21 protein-coding genes and 2 tRNA genes are annotated in these 22,016 nt (G+C 28.0%); 14 read left to right on the top strand and 9 right to left on the bottom strand.

Translation table 11 applies throughout. The features are described 5' to 3' along the window. The first annotated feature begins 168 nt into the window (after nt 1-168). Nucleotides 169-930 (top strand): 23S rRNA (guanosine(2251)-2'-O)-methyltransferase RlmB, encoded by a 762-nt coding sequence (gene rlmB / locus BLBBGE_RS01835; protein WP_012840897.1) that lies wholly within the window; start codon nt 169-171, stop codon nt 928-930. On the opposite strand, the gene pheS is transcribed toward rlmB, so the two are convergent. Beyond that, nucleotides 914-1,891, bottom strand: coding sequence for a phenylalanine--tRNA ligase subunit alpha (pheS, locus tag BLBBGE_RS01830; protein WP_012840896.1), 978 nt, complete (start codon nt 1,889-1,891; stop codon nt 914-916). The two genes, rlmB and pheS, sit on opposite strands and share 17 nt — an antisense overlap. Before the next feature lie 2 nt (nt 1,892-1,893). Then, complete coding sequence (locus tag BLBBGE_RS01825; protein WP_012840895.1) at nt 1,894-2,256, bottom strand: hypothetical protein; 363 nt, start codon at nt 2,254-2,256, stop codon at nt 1,894-1,896. A 2-nt stretch (nt 2,257-2,258) separates the two neighbouring features. Here BLBBGE_RS01825 and BLBBGE_RS01820 point away from each other — a divergent pair, with 2 nt between their 5' ends. Together BLBBGE_RS01820 and BLBBGE_RS01815 are read left to right on the top strand one after the other, a co-directional pair. Beyond that, on the top strand, nt 2,259-2,759 hold the full coding sequence (locus BLBBGE_RS01820) for a CvpA family protein (RefSeq protein WP_012840894.1): 501 nt from the start codon (nt 2,259-2,261) through the stop codon (nt 2,757-2,759). A 1-nt stretch (nt 2,760) separates the two neighbouring features. Beyond that, nucleotides 2,761-3,723 carry a LuxE family acyl-protein synthetase/acyl-CoA reductase gene (locus tag BLBBGE_RS01815; RefSeq protein WP_012840893.1) on the top strand — a complete coding sequence of 321 codons (963 nt, stop codon included), beginning with the start codon at nt 2,761-2,763 and terminating at the stop codon, nt 3,721-3,723. A 3-nt stretch (nt 3,724-3,726) separates the two neighbouring features. Here the strand turns inward: BLBBGE_RS01815 and BLBBGE_RS01810 are convergent, their stop codons facing one another. The 3 genes from BLBBGE_RS01810 to der form a co-directional block, all read right to left on the bottom strand. Next, nucleotides 3,727-6,003 (bottom strand): inorganic phosphate transporter, encoded by a 2,277-nt coding sequence (locus tag BLBBGE_RS01810; RefSeq protein ID WP_012840892.1) that lies wholly within the window; start codon nt 6,001-6,003, stop codon nt 3,727-3,729. 86 nt (nt 6,004-6,089) lie between these two features. Beyond that, nucleotides 6,090-6,680, bottom strand: coding sequence for a Holliday junction branch migration protein RuvA (ruvA, locus tag BLBBGE_RS01805; protein WP_012840891.1), 591 nt, complete (start codon nt 6,678-6,680; stop codon nt 6,090-6,092). A gap of 41 nt (nt 6,681-6,721) precedes the next feature. Next, nucleotides 6,722-8,053, bottom strand: coding sequence for a ribosome biogenesis GTPase Der (der, locus tag BLBBGE_RS01800; RefSeq protein ID WP_012840890.1), 1,332 nt, complete (start codon nt 8,051-8,053; stop codon nt 6,722-6,724). 86 nt (nt 8,054-8,139) lie between these two features. Here der and trmD point away from each other — a divergent pair, with 86 nt between their 5' ends. Continuing rightward, nucleotides 8,140-8,805: a tRNA (guanosine(37)-N1)-methyltransferase TrmD gene (gene trmD / locus BLBBGE_RS01795; protein WP_012840889.1), complete on the top strand. Its 666-nt coding sequence runs from the start codon at nt 8,140-8,142 to the stop codon at nt 8,803-8,805. Between the two features lie 7 nt (nt 8,806-8,812). Here the strand turns inward: trmD and argH are convergent, their stop codons facing one another. After that, nucleotides 8,813-10,171 (bottom strand): argininosuccinate lyase, encoded by a 1,359-nt coding sequence (gene argH, locus BLBBGE_RS01790; RefSeq protein WP_012840888.1) that lies wholly within the window; start codon nt 10,169-10,171, stop codon nt 8,813-8,815. Nucleotides 10,172-10,251: 80 nt separating this feature from the next. Between argH and gyrB the strand changes: the two genes are divergently transcribed. From gyrB to truB, 3 genes are read left to right on the top strand one after another with little or no spacing between them, the layout of a single operon-like run. Beyond that, nucleotides 10,252-12,180 (top strand): DNA topoisomerase (ATP-hydrolyzing) subunit B, encoded by a 1,929-nt coding sequence (gene gyrB / locus BLBBGE_RS01785; RefSeq protein WP_012840887.1) that lies wholly within the window; start codon nt 10,252-10,254, stop codon nt 12,178-12,180. Between the two features lie 40 nt (nt 12,181-12,220). Next, on the top strand, nt 12,221-13,015 hold the full coding sequence (locus tag BLBBGE_RS01780) for an undecaprenyl-diphosphate phosphatase (protein WP_012840886.1): 795 nt from the start codon (nt 12,221-12,223) through the stop codon (nt 13,013-13,015). Continuing rightward, a complete protein-coding gene (gene truB, locus BLBBGE_RS01775) occupies nt 13,015-13,725 on the top strand; it encodes a tRNA pseudouridine(55) synthase TruB (RefSeq protein ID WP_041936760.1) in 711 nt (236 codons plus the stop codon). Before BLBBGE_RS01780 ends, truB begins: the two co-directional genes overlap by 1 nt. Here truB and rpsP read toward each other — a convergent pair. Beyond that, nucleotides 13,722-14,060, bottom strand: coding sequence for a 30S ribosomal protein S16 (rpsP, locus tag BLBBGE_RS01770; RefSeq protein ID WP_012840884.1), 339 nt, complete (start codon nt 14,058-14,060; stop codon nt 13,722-13,724). The genes truB and rpsP overlap by 4 nt on opposite strands. Before the next feature lie 90 nt (nt 14,061-14,150). On the opposite strand from rpsP, the gene BLBBGE_RS01765 reads away from it, so the two are divergent. From BLBBGE_RS01765 to BLBBGE_RS01750, 4 genes are all read left to right on the top strand, one after another. Then, a tRNA-Gln gene (locus BLBBGE_RS01765) sits at nt 14,151-14,221 on the top strand. 54 nt (nt 14,222-14,275) lie between these two features. Then, entirely contained in the window at nt 14,276-15,673 is a 1,398-nt protein-coding gene (locus BLBBGE_RS01760) for a cation:dicarboxylase symporter family transporter (RefSeq protein WP_226989451.1), read from the top strand. 7 nt (nt 15,674-15,680) lie between these two features. Next, nucleotides 15,681-16,742: a diphosphomevalonate decarboxylase gene (locus BLBBGE_RS01755; protein WP_012840882.1), complete on the top strand. Its 1,062-nt coding sequence runs from the start codon at nt 15,681-15,683 to the stop codon at nt 16,740-16,742. Between the two features lie 15 nt (nt 16,743-16,757). Continuing rightward, nucleotides 16,758-16,832: transfer RNA gene (locus BLBBGE_RS01750), tRNA-His, on the top strand. 9 nt (nt 16,833-16,841) lie between these two features. Here BLBBGE_RS01750 and BLBBGE_RS01745 read toward each other — a convergent pair. Then, entirely contained in the window at nt 16,842-18,032 is a 1,191-nt protein-coding gene (locus tag BLBBGE_RS01745; RefSeq protein WP_012840881.1) for a pyridoxal phosphate-dependent aminotransferase, read from the bottom strand. A 72-nt stretch (nt 18,033-18,104) separates the two neighbouring features. Between BLBBGE_RS01745 and rsmG the strand changes: the two genes are divergently transcribed. Then, nucleotides 18,105-18,725: a 16S rRNA (guanine(527)-N(7))-methyltransferase RsmG gene (gene rsmG, locus BLBBGE_RS01740; RefSeq protein WP_012840880.1), complete on the top strand. Its 621-nt coding sequence runs from the start codon at nt 18,105-18,107 to the stop codon at nt 18,723-18,725. Nucleotides 18,726-18,742: 17 nt separating this feature from the next. After that, nucleotides 18,743-19,708 (top strand): amidohydrolase family protein, encoded by a 966-nt coding sequence (locus BLBBGE_RS01735; RefSeq protein WP_041936759.1) that lies wholly within the window; start codon nt 18,743-18,745, stop codon nt 19,706-19,708. Between the two features lie 6 nt (nt 19,709-19,714). Here BLBBGE_RS01735 and lysS read toward each other — a convergent pair whose 3' ends face one another. Then, on the bottom strand, nt 19,715-21,205 hold the full coding sequence (gene lysS, locus BLBBGE_RS01730; protein ID WP_012840878.1) for a lysine--tRNA ligase: 1,491 nt from the start codon (nt 21,203-21,205) through the stop codon (nt 19,715-19,717). Nucleotides 21,206-21,290: 85 nt separating this feature from the next. Here lysS and lipB point away from each other — a divergent pair, with 85 nt between their 5' ends. Then, nucleotides 21,291-22,016: a lipoyl(octanoyl) transferase LipB gene (gene lipB, locus BLBBGE_RS01725; RefSeq protein WP_012840877.1), complete on the top strand. Its 726-nt coding sequence runs from the start codon at nt 21,291-21,293 to the stop codon at nt 22,014-22,016.

The following is a 22,016-nucleotide window of genomic DNA, read 5'->3' as shown; positions in this document are numbered from 1 at the left end:
TCGGCAATTATGTTATCGGATTTGGATTTTTAACTATTTTATATTTTTTTCTTTTTCTTTTTATCTTTTTTTTCTGTAGAAATATTTCACGATTTTTTATCAAAAATTTATTAAGTAAATCTATTTTTAGAATTTTTGATAAAAAAAATTAAATTATAATCCTTGACTATGAGTAAATTAGAAATTGTTTATGGAATACGTCCATTGATAGAAGCTATTCGATCTAAAAAAACTATTAGTAAGCTTTTTTTTCAAAGAGGATTTCGAAAAATATCAAATGCTTACAAAGAATTAATAAGTCTTTCCAAAAAAGAAAATATACCAATTCAAACCGTTCCAAAACAAAAATTTTATCAATTAAAAAATAAAAATCATCAAGGAGTTTTTGCTATTCTTTCTCCTATAGAAACTTATCAAATCAAAGATTTGCTTCCTGTGTTTTATGAAAAAGGAAAAAATCCACTTTTGGTTATTTTAGATCGGATTACAGATGTAAGAAATTTTGGATCTATAATACGTACTTCTGCATGCGTAGGAGCAGACGCTATTATTATTCCAAAGAAATACACAGCAATGATTGGATCTGATTCAATAAAAACTTCTTCAGGGGCCTTGTTTAAAGTTCCAATATGTCAAGAAAAAAATATAAAAAATACTATAGAGTTTTTAATGAACTCTGGATTAAAAATTGTTTCTGCTACGGAAAAATCCAATATATATTGGTACAATATTGATTTTTCAGGGCCAACAGCTTTAATATTAGGAAATGAGGAAAAAGGAATTTCTCCCAAATATTTAGAAATTTCCTGCGAAAAAGCAAAAATACCAGCAATAAAAGGAATTTCATCTTTAAATGTGTCTGTAGCTTGTGGAGTGATTTTATATGAAGTTTTTCGACAAAGAAAATCTCAATCTAAAATTCATTTTTAAATTGTCTTAAAAAACGAATATCATTATCAAAATAAATTCTAATATCTTTCATCTGATAAATCATTAAAGCTAAACGTTCTATTCCCACTCCAAAAGCAAATCCAGAATAAATTTCTGGATCAATATCTACATTTTTCAAAACTTCGGGGTCTATCATTCCACAGCCCATAATTTCTAACCATTCTCTATTACAATATATATCTACTTCAGCACTAGGTTCTGTAAATGGAAAATAAGAAGGACGAAATCTGATTTTTTCTTTTCCAAAAAGAGAAGTTATTAAATAATGAATCGTTTGTTTTAAATCAGAGAAGGAAACTTTTTTATCTATATAAAACCCTTCTGCTTGATGAAACATGAAATTTGAACGTGATGAAATAGTTTCATTTCTATATACTTTTCCTATAGATAAAACACGAAAAGGCGGACGATGTTTTTTCATGTATCGTATTTGTATAGATGAAGTATGTGTCCGCAACAAAATATCTGGACTTTGACATAAAAAAAATGTGTCTTGCATATCTCTAGATGGATGAAAGATTGGAATATTTAAAGCCGTAAAATTGTGCCAATCATCTTCTATTTCAGGACCGTCTACATAAGAAAATCCAATTTTTAGAAAAATATCTATGATTCTATTTTTGATCATAGATAGGGGATGAATGGATCCTATTTCTATAGATTTTCCAGGAAGAGTCGGATCGTACTTAAGTATTTTTTCATTGTCATTTTTGGATTTGTAGTAAAAAATTTTTTTTTGAACTTCTTTTTTTAATTCATTAATAATTTTTCCATAAATTTTTCTTTTATGAATGGATATTTTTTTTAATTCTTTGAATAATATTGTTAGAATTCCTCTTTTTTTTCCTAAAAATTTAATTCTAAATGTTTCTAAATCATTATATGTTTTAATATGAAAACATTTGATTTCTTTTTTTATTTGATCTATTTTTTGATCCATATTTATTCTATAATATTTTCTTCACTCATATAACGAATGATAGCTTTTTGAATTAAAAACAATTGTTCTTCCTGATTAAAAGGAATCTTTGTTTTCAATATATAATGAGGCCATCCTTCCTTATCTCTTCCAAGGAACGAATAATAACCAAAAGGTTCTAGTATTCTACATATTGCAATATGTAGAATATTGATTTTATCTTCTTTATTTAAAAATCTATTTTTACCTTTGCCTAGTTCTTGAATTCCTATTAAGTAAATAATTCCAATGATATCAATTTTTCCTTCTATGGAAAAATGATTTCGTATGTATAACATGACTTTATTCCAATTGATATGAAATTGTTGCAGAAATTTTTTTTCCATTTATGTTAGTATTAGATATAATTATTATCATTCTAGTTTTATATGGAGGATATCATGGATATCAAAAAGGTTTAATTTCTCAATTTTTTGGATTCATGATATTTTTAATCCTTATTTACAAAGGAAACTTTGTATTTGACTTAATTCAAAAAATCAATGTAGTAAGCAAAGAATCCTATCTTTTTCTAGTTTCTTCTTTAATTGTTTTTTTTATTTCTATAATTTTTTTAGCTTTTTGGTCTAAAAAATTAATAGAATTTATTATGATGATTGCATGGATGAAACCTGTAGACAGATTTTTTGGTGGAATATTAGGCATGACGAAATATTTTTTTTGTATTTCAATATGTCTTTTTTTTCTAAAAGAAGCAAATCAAAAAATCAATATAATTCCTTATAGTTTTTTTAAAAATTCCTTTGAAAAAGAATTTCAATTTTTTTTCTCTAGAAAAGGATATTTATTTAACAAATTGAAAGAATTATATTTTTTTTTAAAATTTTAAAATGAGCTTTAAAAAGAAGATTTTTTCGATATTATCTAAAAAAGAATTTGAAAATTTAGCATTGGATATATTTCATTATCAAATTGCAAATAACAAAATTTATAGAAACTATCTTCAATTATTGAAGATTGATCCAATGAAAATAAAAAATATTTCTAAAATTCCTTTTTTACCTATTTCTTTTTTCAAAACACATTGTATTTGGAGTAGTAAAACTAGCATTCCAGATATCATTTTCACTAGTAGTGGAACTACAGGAATAAAAAGTAAACATTATGTAGCAGATTTAAGTGTTTATATGAACAGTATTAGAAAAGGATTTGAATTCTTTTATGGACCAATAGAAAAATTCAAATTTTTAGGATTTTTTCCTCTTGATAGAAAGGATTCTTCTTTAATTTACATGGTAAAATATTTTATACAAAAAACCATTCAAAATGGAAGTCATTTTATTTATGACTATAATAAAAATCTTATTATTCCTGATCAAAAAAATATTTTCATTTTTGGACTTAGTTTTTCTTTATTAGATTTCATAGAATATGTGGGAAAAAATGGGAATCAAGAAAACGTGATTGTTATGGAAACAGGAGGAATGAAGGGAAAAAGAAAAGAAATAATTAGAGAAGAATTACACAATTTATTGAAAAAATTTTTTTGTGTAAAGGAAATTCACTCGGAATATGGTATGACAGAATTGCTTTCTCAAGCCTATGCAAAAAAAAACGGTGTATTTCGATGTCCTCCTTGGATGAAAATATATATAAGAGATCCAGAAGACCCTATGATTCATATAGATAACAATAAGATAGGAGGAATTGATATTATAGATTTATCGAATTACTTATCTTGTCCTTTTATTTCTACTGAAGATTTAGGAAAAAAAATAAATGACTATGAATTCGAAGTATTAGGAAGAATGGATTTTTCAGATCTAAGAGGGTGCAACATAATGACCATTTGACTCTTAGAAAGCTAGAAAAGACGCGTCTTTTTTTTTGGATAATACATTGTGATACAATTGTATAATATCTTCTATGCTTTCTGTTATTTTTTTTGATTGTAAAAGAAGATCCAACATCAATAAAGTGTTTTTTGTTCCATATTTCTTATAAATAATTCCCAGTACCTGTTGATTCATTTGTTCTTCTATTTTTTTTAGGATTTGATTTTGGATTGTACAAGGAAATTGGATTTGTTTACAATTTCTATCTATTGTTATTTTTTTTATGATGTGAAAATGTTCAATCATTAGATTTTCAAGTATTAACAAATTTTTTTTCTGTTGATATTTTAAAGGTTTATGGCTATTGATCACATGAAATAATGTGTGATTAGTAATAATTTCTGAAGATTCAATAATCTCTTGAGTTTTGTTGTATATATGCAAATAAAGAATTCCAGAAATGGGTTCACTGTTTTTCGTTTTTCGAATGACTTGAATTAAAGAGTTCTGTATACTGATAAAATTTTCTTTTACTTTTAAAAAAGTATTTCTACTATATTGAAGAGTTTTTAAATTTTCTTGAGTAATTCCTTCTATACTTTTTTTATAAATTTCCTCTATATATTCAAGTATAGGGTTAAGAATATCAAAGGTTTTGTTTAAGTCTAGAGTCATATTTACTATCATATTAAAAAACGGTTTTTCTTCTTTGATTTTTTTATGATATTTTTTATAACTTTTGTAAAAAACAAATACAATTAAAAAAATAAGAGAGAATAAAGCCCATGCTTTAAAAAAGTATAAAAAAGCAGCTGTCATTCCTGCCATTGTAAAGGCGATTAAACCTGTTAAAAACCATCCTCTTATAACTTTTAACACTCCTGAAACTCTATAAACAGCACTTTCTCGATCCCAAGCTCTATCTGAAAAAGAAGTCCCCATAGAAACCATAAAAGTAACAAAAGTAGTTGACAATGGTAATTTATGAACCGTAGCTATCGATATCAATATACTAGATATGGTTAAATTCGCAGAAGCTCTAACTAGGTCAAAAGCTACGTTTTCTTGTGTTTTTTTTTGCTTAAAATTTTTTTCTATTTTAACCAAAAGCCTTTTCGGAAAGAATTTAAAAAAATAATTTCCGAAACATAAAAAAAATCGGACAATTCCTCTAGAAAAAGAATTGGATAAAAATTTCTCTGGCCCTTCATTTTGTCTACTTAAATTAATCTCTGTGCTAGTAATGTTCTTTGTTTTTTTGGAAAACCAAAGAGTCAATATCATAATCATTCCTGCAAAAATCAAAAATAAAGATGGAACCTGCACATTTCCAGATAAACTTTTCATGTTGAATTTTTCAGCAATAGGACTTCCCGCTTCTTTCCATATATTATAAGACTGTATTCCAGCTATAGGAATTCCGATAAAATTGACTAAATCATTTCCTGCAAAAGCCATAGCCAAAGAAAAAGTTCCGTATAATACGACAAATTTTAATATATTGTATCCCAAAGAAACAAATATTTTTGCTACAATCGTCCATGTTGAAAATAATATGAGCAAAAAAACAAAAAAATTATGGTGGATCCATTTTATGAAATATTGAATGAATAAGGAAAATTCTGTTAAATTTTCATGAATCCTTCCTTGTAATGTGCTGTGCAACCCTCTTACAATGAGAAAATAAGTCATACTGCTCAATGAAATAGCAGTCCATATGACTCCTGCATATTTTAATTTACTCTCATATTCAAAACTAAATAAAGAACGAATGAAATAATGAATGAAAGCACCAGAAGTAAAAGAAATTATAATAGATAAAAAAATCCCTATTCCAATAGTTAATGTTTTTTCTGCTTTAATATATAGAGTGAGATGATGAAAGGGTTCATTATTTAATGGAGAACTCATTTTAATCATGGCTATACTGAAAGCTCCACCTAATAAACAAAAAACCATAGATACTGTGGTGGAAGTGGGTAATCCTAAAGTGTTAAAAACATCCAGCAAAATAATATCGGATATCATAACCGCTAAAAAAATAAAAATAATATCTGAAAAATAAAAATAGGAAGGATCAAAAACTCCTTTTCTTGCTATTTCCATCATTCCGCTAGATAAAAAAGCTCCTAATAAAATCCCTAAACTAGCAAAAATCATGATAGTTCTACGAGAAGCAACTTGAGATCCAATAGCAGAATTAAGAAAATTAACTGCATCATTAATTAAACCAACAATTAGATCAAATATGGATAATAAAAAAAGAACCACTATAATTGAGGTATAAAAAAATTTCATAATAAGAGGTATTATTGAATTCACAAAAAAAGCAAAAGTATATTATTTTTCAAGTTTGTTTTTTTTATAAATCGGAAATCATTATTTCATAATTTTTTCAAAGATTCTTTAATGAGATTTTCTACAGAAAATTCTGGATGTTCATTCAAAATATCATCCAAAATCTTTTTAGATTCTTTAGTAGAAAATCCAAGTACGCTCAAAGCACTTAAAGCTTCTTTTTTGATTGAATAAGGTGTGTTTTCGTTTTTTACTTTTTTATAAAAAATTTCTTTAGTAAATTTATCTTTTAATTCAATAATAATTCTTTGAGCTGTTTTTGTCCCAATTCCTTTAACTTTGTCAAATGCTTTTATATCTTCTTTAGATATAGATTTTTCTATTTCATATGGAGTCAGAGAAGATAATAACATGATAGCAGAACTTGGACCTATTCCATTCACGGATATCAAATAAGAAAATATTTTTCTCTCTATTTTGTCAAAAAAACCATACAAAACATGTTGATTGTCTTTTATAAAAAGATAAGTATGTATACATATATCTTTTCCTTCTTCTTCTAACAAAGAAGAATGGGTGTATAATGAAATATGAATATGATATCCTACTCCATGACAATCTATTATTAAATAAGATTGATTTTTTTCTATTAACTTTCCTCTTAAATGTGTTATCACGGTATTATCAAAACAAGTAGATAATAAATTCCAAATAAAAATTATTTTTTTCTAAAGAAAATTTGTATGGGAACCCCTCTAAAATCAAAGTGAGAACGAATTTGATTTTCAACAAATCTTTTGTAAGATTCTTTTATGTATTGAGGAAAATTAGAAAAGAAAATAAATATTGGCGTGCATGAGGGAAGCTGAGTACAATATTTAATAGTTATTAATTTCTTTTTTTTCTTAGAAGGAGGAGGATTTTTTTTCAAAATTGGTAACATAATTTTATTTAAAATATTCGTTTTTAATCTATTTTTACGGGATTTTAAAATTTGATCTGCTAGGGGAATAATATGATGTATTCCATTTTTATTTTTAGCAGATATAAAAAGAATGGGAACATTTTCAAATGGAGATATTTTTTTTCGAATCAAAAATTCAAAATGTTTTTGTATAGAAAAATTTTTATTATGAAATAAATCCCATTTGTTAACAAGAATTATAATCCCTTTATGATTTGTTTTCACTAATCGAAAAATATTCGTATCCTGTTTTTCCCATCCACGAACCGCGTCTACCATTAAAAGACAAACATCAGTGTATTCTATCGTTCTTACCGTTCTTATAGAAGAATAAAATTCAATATTTTCTCTTATTTTTGATTTTTTTCTTACTCCAGGAGTATCAACTAAAATACATTCATATCCCCATTTTTTGTAGAAAACATCTAGGCTATCTCTAGTTGTTCCAGAAATGTGAGTTACAATATGATGGTTCTTATCTAGAAAAGAGTTAATCAAAGTCGATTTTCCTACATTTGGACGTCCTACCACAGAAAAACGAGGAAGGAATTCTTTATTTATGATTTTTTCTTTTTTTTGAACGAATTTATCTTTGAATATTTCCACTAATTTATCTAGTAATTCTCCTGTTCCACTTCCATTTATCGCTGATATATAGTAACAGTTTTCAAATCCTAAATGGAAAAAATCTGTATCGGAATATAATATTCCGTTATCTACTTTATTCACTACTAATAAAGTTATTTTTTGAGATTTTCTGAGGATTTTAGCTATTTCTCTATCTGTATCTAATACTCCCATTTTTATATCTACTAAAAATAAAATCACATCAGCTTCTTTAATGGCTATGAAAATTTGATTTTTTATTTCTTTTTCAAGGACATCATTTTCTGAAGTCGCAAAACTAAAACCACCTGTGTCCACTACAGAAAATTTGACTCCATTCCATTCTGAATTTCCAAAAATTCGATCTCTTGTAACTCCACTTGTAATATGAACAATAGCTTTTCTTCTTCCTACAAGACGATTAAAAAAAGTCGATTTTCCTACATTTGGACGTCCTACAATAGATACGGTATAATTCATTTTTATAAATTATTCACAAAGGTAGAATTTTTTCATTAGTTTCATTCCTAGATTCTTAGTCAAAGTGTATATTACTAAAAAAAATAATGCGTATAGATATTGTTAGCGTTGTTCCTGAAATCCTTCATAGCCCTTTTTCCAATTCTATTATTAAAAGGGCAATCAATAAAGGATTGATTGATATTTATGTTCATGATTTACGTAAATATGGTTTAGGGAAGCGAAAAAAAGTGGACGATTATCCTTATGGAGGAGGATCTGGAATGGTGATCCGAATAGAACCTGTATATCAATGTTTTTCAAAATTGTTATCAGAACGAAATTATGACGAAAAAATTTTTATGACTCCTGATGGAAAATTATTTTCACAAAAATATGCGAAAACTTTAACTAATAAAAAAAATATAATCATTCTTTGTGGACGTTACAAAGGAATTGATCAAAGAATTAGAGACAATCTAATTTCCAAAGAAATATCTATTGGAAACTACATTTTATCTGGAGGAGAATTAGCAGCTGCTGTTGTTGTAGAATCTGTAGTTAGATTATTGCCTGGAGTTATACAAAATAAAGATTCCATTCTGACAGATTCTTTTCAAAAAGAATCCTTAATAGCCCCTCCCGTTTATACTCGTCCAGTCCTTTATAAAGGATGGTCTGTCCCAAAAATTCTTTTATCTGGACATCATCAAAAAATAAAAGATTGGTTTTCTCAAAAATCCATTCTACTTAAACGAAAATTGGATTCTTAGAGGATCCTTAAAAATGAATTTTGCTATAAATTAAACGTTTTATAACTTGATCAAGTTTATAAAAATCAAATTCTTTTATCACATTTTGCATCAAATTTCTAATTTTTGTGTTGCATAAATTCCCTATGCTTCCTTCATGAGAATAAAAACTATTTGTCAAGGGTTTGAAACATCCATTTTGTATATCTGAACCTATTTTTTGATAAGCATCTCTAAAAGAATATCCTTCTTCAACAACAAGTTTGTTAACTGCCTCTACACTAAACAAGTATTTATACTTCTCTTCCTTAAGAATGTCCTTTCTCACTATGATATGATTCAACATATACTGAAACATAGAAAAACATTTTTTGATTTCTTCAAAAATAGGAAGAAATCTTTCTTTAATAATTTGAAAATCTCTATGATATCCAGAACACAAATTAGAAGAAATCAAAGAAATTTCATTAGGCAATGAAATCATTCTATTACATTTAGCTCGTATCATCTCAAAAACATCTGGATTTTTTTTGTGAGGCATGATGCTAGATCCGGTAGTCAAATGATCAGGAAAACTAATGAAATTGAAATTTTGACTTAAATATAAGCAAATATCTTGTGCCATTTTACTTAAAGTTCTTGCTAATGAAGCAATAGATTCTGAAACGATTCTTTCCATTTTACCACGTCCCATTTGAGCATATATTACATTATAATTTAAATTTTCAAATCCCAATAAATCCGTTGTCATTTTTCGATTTAAAGGTAAAGAAGAACCATAACCCGCAGCAGATCCTAAAGGGTTTTTATTGACAATACGATATGCCGTGTGAACTAACAGTAAATCATCTATCAAACTTTCTGCATATGCAGAAAACCAAAGACCAAAAGAAGATGGCATAGCTATTTGATAATGAGTATAACCAGGCATTAATGTATTTTTATGTTGTTCACTTAATTTTAATAAAAAATCAAAAAAAGAATAAGCAATCAAAACTATTTCTTTGATTTCTGTACGAACAAAAAGTTTCAAGTCCACCAATATTTGATCGTTTCTAGATCGACCACTATGTATTTTTTTTCCTACTTCTCCTAAACGATTTGTTAATAAAAACTCTATTTGAGAATGAATATCTTCTATTCCTTCATCCATTTTAAAATTATTCTTTAATATTTCGTGAACATAAATATGACGCAACTCCTGAATCAAAATTATTAAATCTTTTTGATTTAATAATCCAATACTTTTCAACATAATGATATGAGCTATAGTCCCTATTACATCATGCGGAGCTAAAAGTAAATCTATTTTAGAATCTTTACCTGAAGTAAAATTTTCTATTTCTTTATCTATACTCGAATGAGTCTTTTTCTCCCAAATTTTCACGTAAAAACATTTTTATTCTATCTTTGATCGAAGATAAAACTATAAATTTTTATGGAAAAAAGAAAAATTTCTAATGGATTATGAGTAAACATAATACTACAAAAAATTATACAGCAGATAGTATTCAATCTCTTGAAGGAATAGAGCATATCAGACTCAGACCTTCTATGTATATTGGAGACGTAGGAATTAGAGGATTACATCATTTAGTTTACGAAGTTATAGATAATTCTGTAGATGAAGCCTTAGCAGGTTTTTGCAATAAAATATGGGTGACAATTCACAAAAATGGATTTATTACCATACTTGACAATGGTCGTGGAATTCCAATAGATATTCATAAAAAAGAAGGAAAATCTGCTCTTGAAGTAGTTATGACTAAAATTGGTGCAGGGGGAAAATTTGATAAAAATTCTTATAAAGTTTCTGGAGGATTACACGGAGTAGGGATTTCCTGTGTGAATGCTCTATCTGAAAAACTTATAGTAACAATTTATCGTAATAGAAAAATTTATCAACAGGAGTATTTAAAAGGGAAAGCTCTTTATTCTGTAAAATGTTTAGGAAAAACCAATATGCAAGGAACAAAAATTCATTATCTGGTTGATCCTTCTATTTTTCAAACTATTACATATAATTATGAAATTATAGTCAATCGATTGAAAGAATTAGCTTTTTTAAATAAAGGACTCTACTTGTTTTTAAAAGACGAAAGAGAGAACATCAAAGAACATTTTTTTTCTAAAAACGGATTAAAAGAATATCTTACTATTTTAGATAAAAATCAGGAATCTTTAACCAAGAATGTCATTTTTATAGAAGGAGAAAAAGATAATACGATTGTAGAAGTAGCAATGCAGTACAATACTTCTTTTAAAGAAAAAATTTATTCTTATGTTAACAATATAAATACTTATGAAGGAGGAACTCATCTTTCTGGATTTAGAAGAGCATTAACAAGAACGTTAAAAAAATATACGGATGGATATGGAATTTTATCTAATAAGGATAAAGTGGAGTTAACTGGAGATGATTTTAGAGAAGGAATTACAGCTATTATATCTGTTCGAGTTATGGAACCTCAATTTGAGGGACAAACTAAGACAAAATTAAGTAATCACGAAGTGGGGGGGATTGTAGATAAAATTGTGGGAGAAATGTTGAACAGTTATTTAGAAGAACACCCTAGCGACAGAAAAAAAATTATTGATAAAGTCATACTTGCAGCCAAAGCACGTCAAGCGGCTAGAAAAGCTCGTGAATTCATACAAAAAAGGAATCCCATTAATAACAGTATTTTACCTGGAAAATTAGCAGATTGTTCTTTCAACAATCCAGAAAATTGTGAAATTTATTTGGTTGAAGGAGATTCTGCTGGAGGAACAGCTAAACAAGGTCGAGATAGAAACTTTCAAGCCGTTTTACCTTTGCGAGGTAAGATTTTAAATGTTGAAAAGGCGATGCAGTATAAAATATTTGAAAATGAGGAAATAAAAAATATATTTGCTTCTTTAGGAGTTTCTATTGAAACAGAGGAAGATCAAGAGATTTTCAATGTAAAAAAACTGAGATACAATAAAATTATTATTATGACAGATGCGGATATAGATGGAAGTCATATTTCTACTTTGATTTTAACATTGTTCTTTCGTTATATGAAACCTCTCATAGAAAAAGGTCACATTTATATTGCTACTCCTCCACTTTATTTAATTCGAAAAGGAAATCATTCTCAATATGCTTGGAATGATGAAGAAAGAGAGAATATTCTTAATCAATTAGGAGGGAGAAAATCTGTTAACATTCAACGTTACAAAGGATTAGGAGAAATGAATGCAGAACAGCTTTGGGAAACGACTATGAATCCCAAAAATAGAACTCTACGTAAAGTAAATATAGAAAATGATTCGGAAGCAGACAAAATATTCTCCATTCTTATGGGAGATGAAGTTCCTCCACGTAGAAATTTCATAGAAAAAAATGCAATACATGCAAAAATTGATGTATAATATAATAATTAATTTCAAACAATAGACATTCCATTCCATCATGAATTACATTCAATCAATCCTATTAGGGATTATTGAAGGAATTACAGAGTTTTTCCCTATTTCTTCTACAGGTCACATGATCCTAGCAGCTTCTATTATGGGAATACTAGAAAAGAAAATAACAAATTTATTTCTTGTATCTGTTCAGCTGGGAGCTGTTTTATCAGTTGTTTTTTTATATAGAAACAAATTTTTTTTTCAAAAATGGGATTTTTACCTAAAAATTTTTGTATCTAGTTTTCCTGTAGGAATTTTGGGTTTTTTTTTCCAAAAAACAAACTTTTTATTAGGGAATCCACTGACCGTTGCTCTATCTCTTTTTATAGGAGGATTAGTCATTTTGAAAACAGAAAATTTTTATGAAAAGAATTCCTCTAATAAAAAAAACAGCATTACTTATTTAAAAGCTTTTATTATTGGATTGTTTCAATGTATGGCTTTGATTCCAGGAGTGTCTAGAAGTGCAAGCACCATTGTTGCTTGTCTGCTCCAAAATATTAGTAGAAGAAAATCTATTGAATTCTCTTTTTTTTTATCTGTGCCTGTTATTGGAATTGCTACATGCAAAAAATTATTTGACTATTATTTTCAACTAAATTCTTTTACATTTCAAGAAATAGAATTATTATTTTTAGGAAACTTAGCAGCTTTCATAACTGGAATAATAGCTGTAAAATTTTTTATGAAATATTTGAAAAAGAATAATTTCAAATTTTTTGGATATTATAGAATCATTTTAGGTATTTTTTTTCTTGTTATACATTATTTGATGAAACCACTTGGTAAATTTTGATCAAAGATTTATTAGAATTCCAAAATGGAAAAATATTATTAATAGATAAACCCTGGGGATGGACTTCTTTTGAAATTGTTAAAAAAATTAAAAGTTTTATTCTCACGACTATTCCAAAAAAAGGAAATTTAAAAATAGGACACGCAGGAACTTTAGATCCTCTTGCTACAGGTTTATTAATTATTCTTACAGGAAAATATACTAAAAAAGTAGATGATATTCAAAATTATAAAAAAACTTATACAGGAATTATCAAATTAGGCTGTGAAACTTTGTCTTTTGATTCAGAAACAGAGGAATATAATTTTTCTTCTATTTCGCACATCACTCCTCAACTGATTAGAAAAACATCTCAAAAATTTGTGGGAGAAATCGATCAATATCCTCCCTCTTTTTCTGCCTTAAAAACAAAAGGAAAAAGATTCTATGAATATGCTAGAAAAGGAGAAAAAATCAATTCCATGAAGTCTAGACGTGTAAAAATTTATCAATTTCATATTCTAAAAATAGGAATTCCCTACATAAAATTTTTTATAGAATGTGGAAAAGGCACTTATATTAGATCTGTTGCCCAAGATTTTGGAAAAGCACTCAAAAGCGGAGGCTATCTTCTTTCTTTAAGAAGAGAACGCATAGGGAATTTTTCTATAAATGATCTAGAATCCCATCTTTCAATCAAATTAGAATTTCCATGTTACTTACTAAATTAAATTTTATATTTTTTGTACCATCCATGAAATCTTTTGTGGCATTCTTCATCAGTTAAAACTCCTTTTTTCACTCCTTCTAATAAATGTTTTTTGAGTAATACACCATTTTTAGACAAAATGGATCTAACCGTGTTGGTAGGTTGGGCTCCTTTCATTAACCAAGAGACAGCATCTTCCATTTTTAATACAATTGAAGGAGGGTCTGTATGAGGATTATAGGTTCCTAGTTTTTCAATAAATTTACCATCTCGTGGAGAACGAGAATCAGCTACAACTATATGATAAATAGGTTTATGTTTTTTCCCTATTCTTTTTAAACGTATTTTCACAGACATAATTTATATGAGTTTAAATAATAACCAAAAAACCTTAATTTAGGCATAATTATAATGTTTTTGAAAAAAAATAGGTATATATTTACATATAGACCCGTTGTGTAACGGTAGCACAGCAGATTTTGGTTCTGTTAGTTGGGGTTCGAGTCCCTACGGGTCTGTTACCAAATATATGGTTTTTGAGATATGTTGAATTTTACAAAATGAGTATTGGAATGAAAGTAAAAAAGGAAAAAGTTTTATTAATAGCTTTTTTGAGTGTTTTAGCATATGTGTTGATCCATTTATCCAGATCTTTTTTAGGATTTGACAAGTTGACACTTTGCATATTAAGATGCTTCGTCATTTCTCTTTTTGTATTGTATGCCTTTCTTAAAAAAGATTTAACTACTTGGATCTTGTTATCCATTATCATAGGAATAGAAATGGGATTAGATCTACCAAAAATTGCTGTAGAACTAAGATTTTTATCTCAAATATTTTTGAGATTGATAAAAACTATTATTGCTCCAATATTATTTTCAACTTTAGTAGTTGGAATAGCAAGTCATTCTAATATTAAACAATTAGGCAGTATGGGATGGAAATCCCTACTTTATTTCGAAGTAGTTACAACTTTAGCTTTATTCATAGGTCTGATTGCTATTAATGTTTCTCAAGCTGGAGTAGGCATTGTAATGCCTTCGGGAATCACAGAACAACAATTGCCAGAAGTAGAAAGTAGAACTTGGCAAAACACTATTCTTCATGTATTTCCAGAAAACTTTATAAAATCCATATATCATGGAGATGTATTACCTATAGTGGTATTTTCTGTTATATTCGGAATATCCATGGTTTTTTTGGAAGAAAAAAAACGAGGCCCTCTATTGTTATTTGCAGAGAGTCTTTCAGAAATCATGTTTAAATTTACTAAAATTATCATGTACTTTGCTCCTATAGGAGTCGGTTCTGCTATAGCTTATACAGTAGGACATATGGGATTGGATATTTTATATAATTTATTTCAGTTATTGTTGACTCTTTATATTGCTTTACTTATTTTTCTGATAATTGTTTTGTTTCCTATTCTTTTATGGATTAAAGTACCTTTAAAAGGTTTTATAAAAGCATTAACTGAACCAGTTTCACTTGCGTTTGCTACTACAAGTTCAGAATCTGCTTTACCTCTGCTTATGGAAAATTTAGAAAAATTAGGGGTCCCCAGAAAAATTATTGCTTTTGTGATTCCTACAGGTTATAGTTTCAATTTAGATGGAACGACTCTCTATTTATCTTTAGCAACTGTATTTGTAGCACAAGCTTCCGGTATTCCTTTGAGTTTTAGTCAACAAATTTTCATAGGTTTGACTTTAATTTTAACCAGTAAAGGAGTAGCAGGAGTTCCTAGAGCTTCTTTAGTTATTCTTTTAGCAACTGTTGCTTCTTTTGGATTACCTACTTGGCCCATTTTAGCTATTATAGGTATAGATGAATTAATGGACATGGCTCGCACTACCGTTAATGTGATAGGAAATGGATTAGCTAGTTGTGTCATAGCTCGTTCTGAAGGAGAATTGGATGATAAAAAAATGTTAGATTATATCAACCAAAGTGAAAATGATAATTTGTAATTAAATTTTGAAAAAAAATTGTTTTTTTTATAGAAAAAAAAAATATTCTATAGAACCAAATGGAGTAATTACAAAAAAAAGTCATTCTAATATCGCTTTAATTAAATATTGGGGAAAACATAAGAATAAAATTCAAATTCCGTTGAATTCGTCTATTAGTTATTCTCTGGGAAGAGTATATACGGTCACACGATTAATTTATCAAGAGAAAAAAAAAAGAAATTTATCCATAAAAATTTTTCTATCCGGAAAAGAAAAAACTAGTTTTCTTCCAAAAATTTTAGAATTTTTTCATAGAATTTCATTTTATTGTTCTTATTTGCGAGATTTTAATTTTATTATAGAAACCTATAACACTTTTCCACATAGTAGTGGAATAGCTTCTTCTGCCTCTTCCATGAGTGCTTTAGCATTATGCATTATGGAAATAGAAAAAAAATTAGTTTTTTCTTTAAAAAAAGATTTTTTTTTAAAAAAAGCTTCTTTTTTAGCAAGGTTAGGTTCCGGAAGTGCTTGCAGATCTATTTATCCTGGACTTGTTGTCTGGGGGTCTCATAAATCTATAAAAGGAAGTAATGATCTTTATGCTATTCCATATCCATATAAAGTACACCCCATTTTTAAAAAAATGGTAAATACTATTTTAATAATAGATGAAAAACCTAAAAAAATATTAAGTTCAAAAGGGCATCTATTAATGAATAAGCATCCTTATGCTAGAGTAAGATTTCAATGTGCTAATCAAAATATGGATCGGCTTATATCCATATTGAAAATAGGAGACTTTCAAGAATTTGGAGAATTGATAGAACATGAAGCATTGACTCTTCATGCTATGATCATGACATCTCGTCCCTATTTTTTATGGATGAAACCAAATACTCTGAATGTTCTTCACACAGTATGGGATTTTAGAATTCAAAGCAAGAAAAATATCTATTTTACATTAGATGCAGGTGCAAATGTTCATCTTTTATACCCTATTCAAGAAAAAAAATCCATCCTAAAATGGATATATAGTGATCTTTTTTTTTATTGTAAAAAAATTATAGAAAGTTTTTGTTATTAATTATATTTGTTTATGGTGGACGTAGCTCAGTTGGTTTAGAGCATCAGATTGTGGTTCTGAGGGTCGCCGGTTCGAATCCGGTCGTCCACCCAATTTTTTTTAGTTTAATGCTTTTTTGATTCTCGTGAAGGCTTCCAGAATTTTATCTTCTGAGGATGCGTAAGAAATCCGCAAACATTCATTATCCCCAAAAGCACTACCACTTACGGTAGCTACTTGAGCTTTTTCAAGTAAAAATTCAGAAAAATCATCTGCATTTTGAATCATTTTTCCATATAATTTTTTACCAAAAAAATCTGAAATTTTTGGAAAAATAATAAAAAGCTCCATTTGTTTTGTTAAATTGAAACCATCAATTTCTTTAATCAGATCCAAAACTAAATTTCTTCTTTTTTTAAACTCTTTGATCATATATCCTATTTGACTAGGATCGGCTTTTAATGCATCAATAGCTGCCCTCTGTGCAATAGAATTGGCACAAGAAGTCATTTGTCCCTGAATCTTATCACAAGATTGAGCAATCCATTCTTGAGCTCCAATATATCCAATTCTCCATCCCGTCATTGAAAAAGCTTTAGATAGCCCATTCAGTGTGATGACTTGATTATGAATATCAGGAAATGTAGCAATACTAGTAGGATGTTTGTCCAAGTAACAAATATGTTCATAAATCTCATCAGAAAGAATCATGATTTCTGGATGTTTTTTAAAAATTTCAGCTAAATCTCTTAATTCTTGATAAGAATAAACACTTCCTGTAGGATTACAAGGAGTACTAAAAATAAATAATTTAGTTTTAGATGTGATTGCTTTTTCTAATTGTTCTGGATGAATCTTAAAATCGTTATTCATAGTTGTTTGAATGACAACAGGATAAGATTCACACAATTTGACCATTTGTAAATAACTAACCCAATAAGGAGAAGGAATGAGAACTTCATCATTTGGATTAAGCAAAGACAAAAGAACATTCATGATAGCTTGTTTGGCTCCAGTAGAAACTACAATTTGAGAAGGTGTATATTTTAAATGATTATCACGGTAGAATTTTTCGCATATTACTTTTCTAAGTTCTAAATATCCGGATACGGGAGTATAATAATGAAAACCTTCATCTATCGCTTTTTTAGCAGCATCTAAAACAAAATTAGGAGGTAAAAAATCGGGTTCCCCCAAACTTAAGTTGATAATGTCATAGCCTTTGTTTTTTAATTCTCTGGCTTTAGCTGACATAGCTATGGTTTGCGAATAAGATATATTCTGCAAACGATGGGACAATCTATTTTCCATAGATATTAGAATTTGATTTGAAATGATTACAAATCTAAATAAATTTGGTTATAAATTTATTTATCCATTAATATGGAATTATATAAAAAATATTTTCCAGATTTATTGAATCAACAACTTTATAAGTTGTCTTCTTTAAAAAACTTGTACGCATATTGGAATACACATGTCAATCTAATTTCTAGAAAGACATTTTACGATTTTGATCAACAACATATCCTTTTTTGTTTAGGAATAGCTAAAGTATTTTCTTTTTTTCCTGGATCATGTGTTATGGATTTAGGCACAGGAGGAGGATTTCCGGGTATTCCATTATCCATAGTTTTTCCTCATACAGAATTTATATTGGTCGATTCTATTCGAAAAAAAATTAAAATTATAGAAAAAATCATATATGATCTTCATTTAAAAAATGCACATCCTATTTGTATACGTGCAGAAAAATTAGAAAATAAATTTGATTTTGTGGTTACTAGAGCCGTAACAAAAATAGACATCATTCAGAATTGGATAAAAAATAAATTTAAATGCAAATCTAATTCTAAAATTCAAAATGGAGTTTTCCATCTAAAAGGAGGAAATCTTTCTGAGGAATTAAAAAAATTTCCTCATGCAATAGAATATCCTTTAAATCATTATTTTAAAGAACCATTTTTTATAACTAAAAAAGTAATTTGGATTTCCAATATTTAAAAAAAAACCGATTGAAAATGAATCCTAAAAAAATTTTTATAGAGAAAGTGAAAGAAAAAGGAGGATGGGTAAATGCTCATGCTCACTTAGATAGGGCTTATACTCTAACAAAAAAAAATTTCAAATATTCTTATTCTTCACTCAAAAAAAAATGGTATCTGGTTGATGAAATGAAACGTTTAGCGACAGTAGAGGATATTTATATTCGTATGGAAAAAGCTTTGGAATATTTTTTAATGCAAGGAACACAAGCTTTGTGCACCTTTATTGATGTGGATGAAATTATTGAAGACCGTGCCTTGAAAGCCGCTAAAAAATTGAAAAGGAATTATGAAAATTCCATCCATATTTGTTTTGCCAATCAAGTTTTGAAAGGAGTATTGGACAAGAAGTCAAAATATTGGTTTGATAAATCAGTAGAATTCGTGGATATAATTGGTGGATTACCCGCTAAAGATTATGGAAAAGAAGATGAACATCTAGATATTTTATTAAAAACAGCTAAAAAAAAAGGAAAAATAGTCCATGTCCATGTTGATCAATTTAATACTAGCGAAGAAAAAGAAACTGAAAAATTAGCAAAAAAAACGATTGAACATGGAATGCAAGGAAAAGTAGTCGCCATACATAGTATTTCTTTAGCAGCACATGCTAGAGCTTATCGTTATAAAACATATCAATTAATGAAAAAAGCAGATTTAATGGTCATTTCTTGTCCCATAGCTTGGATTGATCATACCAGAAGTGAACGTTTGACTCCTAGTCATAATTCCATCACTCCAGTAGATGAAATGGTTCCTGAAGGAATCATTGTGGCTTTTGGAACAGATAACATTTGTGATATTTACAAACCTTTTTCGGATGGAAATCTATGGATAGAATTACGTGTCATGTTAGAAGCTTGTCATTATTATGATATAGATCATTTAGTAGAAATTGCTACAATCAACGGATTAAGAGTATTAGGATTAGTCAATAAATAAAATAATTTATTTTTTGCCTCCTTTTTCTGGACGCATTTGTGGAAAAAATAAAACTTCTTGAATAGAATATTTTTGAGTTAGTAACATCACTAAACGATCGATTCCAATTCCAATTCCTGCAGTAGGAGGCATTCCGAATTCTAAAGCACGTATAAAATCTTGATCCATTGACATGGATTCATCTTTTTCAGATAACTTGATTTGTTTTCGTAAACGATCAAGTTGATCTATAGGATCATTAAGTTCTGAATAAGCATTAGCAATTTCTTGACCATTGATAATAAGTTCAAAACGTTCTGATAAATTTTCTTTATGACGATGTTTTTTAGTTAAAGGGCTCATTTCTAATGGATAATCAATAATAAAAGTAGGATTTATGTAATTTTTTTCGCATTTTTCTTCAAAAATATTTTCAATCAGTTTTGCTTTACTCATTTTTGGATTTTCTTCTATATGCAATTTTTTACACACTTTTCTTAACTCCTCCTCTTCCATTTTTTCTAAATCAAATCCTGTATATTTTTTAATAGAATCCAATATAGGAATACGGGGAAAAGGAGTTTGAAAACTAATATGATCTTTTTCTTTAAATTGATTCCAAATACATTTCATCAATTGTTCTGTAAAATTCATCATCCAATAATAGTCTTTATAAGCTATATAAAACTCCAATACAGTAAATTCTGGATTATGGATACGATCCATTCCCTCATTTCTGAAATTCTTAGAGAATTCATAAACACCGTGAAATCCACCAATTATAAGTCTTTTCAAATAAAGCTCATTAGCTATACGTAAATATAATGGAATTCCTAAAGTGTTATGATAAGTTTCAAAAGGACGAGCTATAGCTCCTCCAGGAATAGATTGTAAAATAGGTGTATCTACTTCTAGATACCCTTTATCATCCAAAAATTTCCTGATTCCCTGTATGATACGAGTCCGTTTTAAAAAAATTTCTTTGACATGATCATTGACTATAAGATCTACATAACGCATACGATAACGTTGTTCCGTATTGGAAAAAGCATCATATGTTTTTTTATTTTTTTTATCTATTTTAACTTGTGGTAAGGGGCGTATAGATTTGGATAACAAAGTTAATTTATGAGCATGTATAGTGATTTCATTCATCTTCGTTCTAAATAAAAAACCTGTCACTCCAATAATATCTCCTATATCTATAAGTTTTTTAAAAAAAATATTGTAAGTGTCCTCTTTTCCCATTTTATCCGAGTATAAATGATCTTTAGAAAAATATATTTGTATACACCCCGTGTGATCTTTGATTTCTCCGAAAGAAGCTTTTCCTAAAATCCGCAAACGCATTAAACGTCCGGCTATGCTAATAGTTTCTTTTTCTTTAAAATTTTTTTGTATATTACAAATGGTAGTGGTTACATTATATTCCTCTGATGGATAAGGGTTTATTCCTAATAATTTGAGTTGATCTAGTTTTTTTCTGCGTATGATTTGTTGTTCTGATAAATAGGGCATAGATTGATTTGTGTATGGACCAAATATGTATGTACCAAAAATGAACAAAACGAAGGTACATTTGTTTTTTATTATTTATTATAGTATGAAAAAAAAAATACTTTTTTTCGAAGATTTAGGAAAAAAAAAATATGAAGAAACTTGGAAATATCAGAAAAGATTATTTGATGATATTATTCAAAAAAAAGTAAATAACATTCCTTCTCAAAAAGCCGGATATTTTCTATTTGTAGAACATCCTCATGTGTATACTATAGGAAAAAATGGAAAAAAAGATAAACATTTGTTGGTTTCATCAGATTTTTTAAAAAAAATAAATGCAACCTGTTATCAAACAGATAGAGGAGGTGATATCACTTATCATGGACCGGGGCAATTGATAGGATATCCCATTTTAAATATGGATTATTTTTTTACGGATATTCATAAATACCTTCGTCTTTTAGAAGAAGTCATTATTCATTTTTTATGGAAAAATTATGGAATTAAGGGAGAACGAAAAAAAGGAAAAACAGGGGTATGGTTTCATAATAATGTAAAAAACGGAAAATCGAGAAAAATATGTGCAATAGGAATTAGAATGAGTCGTTGGGTAACCATGCACGGATTTGCATTAAATGTAAATACAGATTTACGGTATTTTGATCATATTATTCCTTGTGGAATTTACAATCAAGAAGTAACTTCTTTGAAAAAAGAATTAAAAAAAAATGATATCTCTTTTCAAGAGGTAAAACGTATGATAAAAAAATCTTTTCAAGAAATTTTTAATGTAGAATTCAGACCTATGACAAACAAATTGGATAAATAA

The organism is Blattabacterium sp. (Blattella germanica) str. Bge, from assembly GCF_000022605.2.
GTDB lineage: Bacteria > Bacteroidota > Bacteroidia > Flavobacteriales > Blattabacteriaceae > Blattabacterium.
This window is presented reverse-complemented; position numbering and strand designations above follow the sequence as displayed.

Coding starts and splice junctions, on each gene's coding strand:
- rlmB (WP_012840897.1), top strand. CDS start 169: ATGAGTAAATTAGAAATTGTTTATGGAATACGTCCATTGATAGAAGCT.
- pheS (WP_012840896.1), bottom strand. CDS start 1,891: ATGGATCAAAAAATAGATCAAATAAAAAAAGAAATCAAATGTTTTCAT.
- BLBBGE_RS01825 (WP_012840895.1), bottom strand. CDS start 2,256: ATGGAAAAAAAATTTCTGCAACAATTTCATATCAATTGGAATAAAGTC.
- BLBBGE_RS01820 (WP_012840894.1), top strand. CDS start 2,259: ATGTTAGTATTAGATATAATTATTATCATTCTAGTTTTATATGGAGGA.
- BLBBGE_RS01815 (WP_012840893.1), top strand. CDS start 2,761: ATGAGCTTTAAAAAGAAGATTTTTTCGATATTATCTAAAAAAGAATTT.
- BLBBGE_RS01810 (WP_012840892.1), bottom strand. CDS start 6,003: ATGAAATTTTTTTATACCTCAATTATAGTGGTTCTTTTTTTATTATCC.
- der (WP_012840890.1), bottom strand. CDS start 8,053: ATGAATTATACCGTATCTATTGTAGGACGTCCAAATGTAGGAAAATCG.
- trmD (WP_012840889.1), top strand. CDS start 8,140: ATGCGTATAGATATTGTTAGCGTTGTTCCTGAAATCCTTCATAGCCCT.
- gyrB (WP_012840887.1), top strand. CDS start 10,252: ATGAGTAAACATAATACTACAAAAAATTATACAGCAGATAGTATTCAA.
- BLBBGE_RS01780 (WP_012840886.1), top strand. CDS start 12,221: ATGAATTACATTCAATCAATCCTATTAGGGATTATTGAAGGAATTACA.
- rpsP (WP_012840884.1), bottom strand. CDS start 14,060: ATGTCTGTGAAAATACGTTTAAAAAGAATAGGGAAAAAACATAAACCT.
- BLBBGE_RS01760 (WP_226989451.1), top strand. CDS start 14,276: ATGAAAGTAAAAAAGGAAAAAGTTTTATTAATAGCTTTTTTGAGTGTT.
- BLBBGE_RS01745 (WP_012840881.1), bottom strand. CDS start 18,032: ATGGAAAATAGATTGTCCCATCGTTTGCAGAATATATCTTATTCGCAA.
- rsmG (WP_012840880.1), top strand. CDS start 18,105: ATGGAATTATATAAAAAATATTTTCCAGATTTATTGAATCAACAACTT.
- BLBBGE_RS01735 (WP_041936759.1), top strand. CDS start 18,743: ATGAATCCTAAAAAAATTTTTATAGAGAAAGTGAAAGAAAAAGGAGGA.
- lysS (WP_012840878.1), bottom strand. CDS start 21,205: ATGCCCTATTTATCAGAACAACAAATCATACGCAGAAAAAAACTAGAT.
- lipB (WP_012840877.1), top strand. CDS start 21,291: ATGAAAAAAAAAATACTTTTTTTCGAAGATTTAGGAAAAAAAAAATAT.